We start from the raw sequence: 745 nt of genomic DNA, 5'->3' as shown, positions 1-745 counted from the left end.
CCCCCCCTGTCCGCCACTTGTTCGGGGTCAGGTCATCAAGGGACGCTCAGCTCGTGATCAAGGACGGCCATGGCCCGCGCCAGGCCCATGGATTCGAACACGCGGCGCCAGAAAGCGTCGAATCCTGCCGCCCGCCCGAGTTCGGCAAAGCGGGCGCGCAGATGAAACTCGAACACCTCTCCGCGCGCCTTCAACCACTGCCACCAGCGATCAACGGTGCGCTCGTCAGGTCCGCCGCAGTCCGCGCGAAGGCCTTCCGAGCATCCCTTCAATCGTTGCTTCAGGGCCTCTTGCTGCACCGACCAGTCATACCAGCGCCGCGGCGCAATGCACTCAGGTAGTCGCGAACACGTGCGCTGGCATCCGGTGCAACGGTAGCGGCAGATCGGCACGGGGTTGAGCGAACGCTGCTCCAGTTGCCGACCGGCCTTGCGCTCATAGTGCCCGTGCCGCCAGAGGACCTTGATGCCGCAGTGGGGGCAGCATCGCGGCCGGTAGCGCTCGGGGTGGGTCTTGACGGCCTCGATATGCTGCTCAAGACTGGTGATGCCGATTACAATTCGTCGCATGGGCTGGGCTCCTTTCTATCCGGGTGGTCTCGATAACTTCCCACGATAGCAGAGGTGTCCCAGCCCATCCTCTTCCCCCTTCGTCCCGACCTCTTTCAGGCAGTGCTTCTTTCTTCTTCCCGACCGTACGCGGGATATTTGGAGCCCTTAGACCTTGGCCAGGGGAGGACGTAACA

General features: G+C 63.4%; 1 protein-coding gene. It reads right to left on the bottom strand.

Annotated elements, in window-relative coordinates:
* Positions 1 to 35: 35 nt before the first annotated feature.
* Positions 36 to 569: a DUF6431 domain-containing protein gene (locus ACCAA_RS02355; protein ID WP_186405647.1), complete on the bottom strand. Its 534-nt coding sequence runs from the start codon at positions 567 to 569 to the stop codon at positions 36 to 38.
* Positions 570 to 745: the final 176 nt, after the last annotated feature.

Origin of the sequence: Candidatus Accumulibacter aalborgensis, from assembly GCF_900089955.1 — a bacterium.
GTDB lineage: Bacteria > Pseudomonadota > Gammaproteobacteria > Burkholderiales > Rhodocyclaceae > Accumulibacter > Accumulibacter aalborgensis.
This window is presented reverse-complemented; position numbering and strand designations above follow the sequence as displayed.